Annotated in this window: 5 protein-coding genes and 1 pseudogene; 4 read left to right on the forward strand and 2 right to left on the reverse strand. The window is 64.4% G+C overall.

What is annotated here, in order from left to right:
* The coding region (locus ACSLTV_RS35855) for a hypothetical protein (protein ID WP_435613705.1) at window positions 1-222 on the reverse strand (222 nt) is incomplete at its 3' end.
* Between ACSLTV_RS35855 and ACSLTV_RS35860 the strand changes: the two genes are divergently transcribed.
* From ACSLTV_RS35860 to ACSLTV_RS35870, 3 genes are all read left to right on the forward strand, one after another.
* Window positions 211-1236 carry a hypothetical protein gene (locus tag ACSLTV_RS35860; protein ID WP_435613706.1) on the forward strand — a complete coding sequence of 342 codons (1026 nt, stop codon included), beginning with the start codon at window positions 211-213 and terminating at the stop codon, window positions 1234-1236. The genes ACSLTV_RS35855 and ACSLTV_RS35860 overlap by 12 nt on opposite strands.
* On the forward strand, window positions 1236-1604 hold the full coding sequence (locus ACSLTV_RS35865) for a toxin-antitoxin system YwqK family antitoxin (protein ID WP_432159193.1): 369 nt from the start codon (window positions 1236-1238) through the stop codon (window positions 1602-1604). The genes ACSLTV_RS35860 and ACSLTV_RS35865 overlap by 1 nt, the downstream gene beginning before the upstream one ends.
* Window positions 1605-2202: 598 nt before the next feature.
* The gene (locus tag ACSLTV_RS35870; RefSeq protein WP_432159192.1) at window positions 2203-2679 is read left to right on the forward strand and encodes an SUKH-3 domain-containing protein; all 477 of its coding nucleotides are present in this window, start codon (window positions 2203-2205) and stop codon (window positions 2677-2679) included.
* Between the two features lie 234 nt (window positions 2680-2913).
* On the opposite strand, the pseudogene ACSLTV_RS35875 reads toward ACSLTV_RS35870, so the two are convergent.
* Window positions 2914-3578, reverse strand: a pseudogene (locus ACSLTV_RS35875) (transposase family protein).
* A gap of 318 nt (window positions 3579-3896) precedes the next feature.
* Here ACSLTV_RS35875 and ACSLTV_RS35880 point away from each other — a divergent pair.
* Complete coding sequence (locus ACSLTV_RS35880; protein WP_432159191.1) at window positions 3897-4265, forward strand: toxin-antitoxin system YwqK family antitoxin; 369 nt, start codon at window positions 3897-3899, stop codon at window positions 4263-4265.
* Window positions 4266-4519 lie beyond the last annotated feature (254 nt).

Raw genomic sequence — 4519 nt, forward strand, 5'->3', positions numbered from 1 at the left:
AGGGAACCGGCGATGGCGGGCGCGGCCGCGCACACTCCCGAGCCCGTGCAGCACGTCAACCTGGGCAGCAGCCTGGACGACGTGGGCCGACTCGGCGAGGACGTCCCCACGTCCCCTGCCGTCCACGCCGGCGGCGACCTGCCCACCGTCCACGCCGGCGGCGACCTGCCGGGCCCCGGCACCGGGCTGGGCGACAACCTCCCCGGAGGTATGGCAGACCATCTGCCCGAGGGCAGGGTGGACGACGTCGGTCACAGCTCCACCGCCAGTCATGACTCCCCGAACAGTCATACGGGCAGTCACGGCAAAGGCCTGGATGGTTTCAACATTCACTCTGATGACGGCGGTCGTGGCGGATCCGGTACGAGTGATCAGAGCCACGGTGTGCATCACCAGCACACCTCTGAGCCCTCCCACGAGGCTCCTTCCCCCCACCATCACGCGGAAGGCGGCACCCCCCACACTCCTGACGAATCCGTTGCTGATGGGACGGACGATGTCGGCCATGCTGCGACGGAACACAAGGACGGTTCGAGCTACGGCGATGCCGATGCCGACACGCCGGAGGGGCCGGGATACGCGGACGGCTACGACCCCGCCGATGCCCTGGTGCATGAGGGAGAATTGCCCGGGGCGGGTCCAGGTGACAAATTCCTCGGGCAAGTGGATCCATCCCGTGTAGAGATCTCGGAAGGTCTCATTACGCACGTCGACGGTCGTCCGGTTGAAGAATTCATCCAGGCTCTCTCTCGGGACCGTGTGGACATCTACATCCAGGCCAAGGTCGACGGGACATTCTCCAAGGGGCAGACCGGCGCCTGTGTCGGCGCAGTAATGGACACCCGTACGGGCATGGTCTTCGAAGGCATCAACGGGCCTGGCGATGCACTGATCCCGCTGGATGATCTGCATCCACTGCTTGCTGAGCGTTACGAAGCCCTTCGGGGCAACCCACCTCACCCTGCGCAGATCTTGGAGCATGCAGAGGTGAAGGCTGCGAACCGGCTACTGTGGGAGCGTAAGAAACTGGGGCTACCGGATGATGCGAGTGCTCTGAGTGAACTCCGCGCTTCCGTATGGTTTCCTTTCAAGAAGGACTTCGATCTGGAGGTTCCTGTGCCGCCGAAGGCAGCGCCGTTCTGCGCCAATTGTGCGAATATGTTGCATGAGGTGCCGAGTTCCTTTGGGCGGTTCACTGCTTGGCCGCCCAACGCCGAGAATAAACTGCCCTGGTAATGGATATGCGACGTATTGACATCGATGACGATGAAGTCGATATCGACTTCGATCACAGGCTACTCTACGCTGGAGAGCCTTACACCGGCGAGGCCGTGGAGCACCTGGCCGGTCACCTGGTGAGCAGGGTGACCTACAGGAACGGATTCAAGGACGGTCCTTACTGCGAGTGGTACAAGGACGGCACCTTGCGTGCGGAGGGTGTCATGAAGATGGGATTCGTCTCCGGCGAGTTCAAACGCTGGCATCCGAACGGAATACTGGCCAAGCGAATGCTGAACAGTGAGGACGGGAAAACTCCTCTGGCTGAATACGAGTGGGACGAGGAAGGGTATCCGACTCGCACCTGGGAGAACGTCAAGCAATAGGGCGATTTGCAGGGTCCGCAACCCCAAGCATGCGGCTCGCGTCGGACGATGTCGGCATCTGCGGGGCGCCTGCGGGGCTGGGCCGGCGCCGGGCGGGTTGGGTGCTGTCGGCTTGAACGAGTACGCCCTCGTAGGAACCCAGCGCCAGGAGGGTCGAACGTTCCTCCCATGCTCCAGGCAAGGTTTTTCATGAAGATCGCAGACAACTTCCAGGAGTTGTGGCCGGCCCCCCTCGGAGCGTCCCGAGGGCGCTTGCGGGACAGTCTCATGGAGTTCACCTATGTTGATGAGCATGAAATTATTCAGTGTGCGAGCTCACCACGTGTCCCTGCCGGATGAATTCTTGGAACGCATCAGGGGGTCCGACTGCGTGATGCCGCCTGAGGATCTGTCGATCCTCATGGAAATCGTCAAGGATCTTCGCGGCCGACTGTGACACCGGCTCGACTGAGTGCGCCCTCGTTGGCGGTGATCCGCCGCCGTACTGGATTCTTTCATGGCAGCAGTGCGTCGCATCGATATCGAAGATCCGGAAGTGGGCAATTCACGTGCACTCCTGACAGCTCAGTGCAGCTCAGCTCACAGAACGGGAAGATCGATGGCTTCAACCGAGCCCGCGCCCTACGAGTCCGCCTGGCTGACCGAGAACGGTTGGGTTCCCGGCCGTGACATCGGTGAGCGTGCCGCGGAGCTGGTCGAGGTGCGGGTACGGGATGCTGCGAGGCAAGGCGTCGCCTTGTCGGCGTCGCCTGCCGCTGTGCGGATCGTGCGCAGCTACGGCCTGCTCCGTCTCGCGCATGAGAAGGCCGCAGGCGAGGTGTGGGTGATGAAGCCGACACCCGGCTATGAAGGGGATGCGGCGCTCATCGCGGAGCTGGCTGCCGGGTTGGGAACCGGGCTCTTCCCGGTGGGGTATGAGGAGTCCGAGCGCGGTCTTCTGCTCGTGGACGAGAAGGGGCGTTGGTTCCACCTCCATCACACGGGTGGTTACCTCCTCGGGGCGGATGAGTTCGACGCGTTCTCCCGGTTCTTGCGAGGCGTCGAGGCGCCGGATGCGGAGGACTACTTTGTCTGAAACGTTTCCGGCCGTTGCCTCATCGCTGCTGATCGACGGAACGATTACCAGCCACACCAGCCTGGTGGGGGACGGCAGCCCATGCCTGCATCCTGCTGTCCGGGCCTTCGTCGACTCGTGTTCGGACGACCGGCGTAAGTCCTTCACCGGCCGCTGTGCCGAGGTCATTCTCCGCCGGGTCGGTCAGGCCCGTTTCGCCGGCGGGCAGAGGGAGTTCGAACCAAGTGGGCGTTTTCAGCGTTGCCTCACCAGGGTGAGGACAGCTTTGGCGATGACGTTCATGCGGTTGGGGCTGATCCGGGACCTGTGGAAGATCTGCCAGGACTTCAGCCGTGCCATGCCGCGTTCGACTGGTGCTCTCGCCGCGGCCAGGGCCCAGGCGCGGTCGGCGAGGACCGGGACGCCCTGACGCTCGCATATCCGGATGATGCGGTGGGCGCGGGCCGCGGTCAGGTCGTGGGTGCGGCCCGGCAGCGCGGGCGAGATCCACAGCACCTCACCGGCGGGGTCGGTGACGACCTGGACGTTCACGCCGTGCCGGCGGTGCTTGGCCGAGTGCCGGCCCGGCTGTCGCCGATGCGGTCGCACTCGGCGAGGGTCCCGTCCAGCAGGACGAACTCCGGATCACGCTCGCGCAGAGTCTTGAGCAGGCCCGGGGCACGTTCGGCGAGCAGGGCGGTCACGCTGGTGACATACGCGTGGGCGGTGCCGACGGGTATCCCGAAGCCGGACGCGAGCCGGGTAAGGGTGTCGTGGCGGCGCAGGTACACCAGAGCGACGAGCGCCCGCTGGTGCGGCGGGAGTTTGCACCGTCGGTCGCCCTTACGGGTGACGATGAGCATCGTGGCCCACTCGACGAGGCCATGCGGGAGGTCGAGTGCGGCAGGATAGGGAACCAACAGGGCTCCTGTGCCGATGGGTTGAGACTTCGAACACCTCCCCCAACGGCACGGGAGCCTTGTGCGTTGCGGCCCTCACCTCGCCGTCACCGGCGTCACCCGATCAGTGGCCACGCTGAAAACGCTCAGTGTGCGAGCTCACACGTGTCCCTGCTGGATGAACTCTTGGAACGTATCAGGGCGTCCCACTACGCGATGCCGCCTGAAGACCTGGCGAGCCTCATGGAAATCACCAATGATCTTCGCGGCCGACTGTGACACCGGCTCGACTGAGTGCGCCCTCGTTGGCGGTGATCCGCCGCCGTACTGGATTCCCTGATGACAGCAGTGCGTCGCATCGACATCGACGACCCCGAAGTGGACATGGACGACTCGGAGCGACTGTTCCACCGAGGTGAACCGTTCACCGGCGAGGTGACCGAGCACCTCGGTGAGAGTTTGGTCAGCCTCGATAGCTACGTGGACGGCTACAAGAACGGGCTGTCCCGGGAGTGGTACAAGGACGGCACGCTCCGTTCGGAGGGGACCTTGCGGGACGGGCTGCCCGTCGGCGTGTTCAAGGAGTGGCATGCCAACGGGGTGCTCGCGGCCAGGCAGGTGTTCGCGGAGAACGGGATGACGCTCCTGGAGGACTGCTCCTGGGACGAACGCGGCCAGCCGATCCGCACATGGCGGAAGGACGGGTGAGCGGCGGTACTGGCTTCTGTGGCCGACTGGGACGGCACCGACCACGAGTGGGCCGAGGGCGGGCGGCCGCCCCCGGCCAGGGAGCGCCCCAACGACTGATACACCCCGGTAGTACCGCTATGTACCCCATGGATTGGTCACAGGTTTGTGGTGCCTCTGTGATGACGGAGGCCCCCGATTGCAGAGTGAATCGGGGAGTTGATAGGCATGGTCCGACTGTGTAGTGCACGCGTGAGGCGCGTGTAGAGGCCCTG

Origin of the sequence: Streptomyces sp. bgisy159, assembly GCF_965341775.1 — a bacterium.
Classification (GTDB): Bacteria; Actinomycetota; Actinomycetes; order Streptomycetales; family Streptomycetaceae; genus Streptomyces.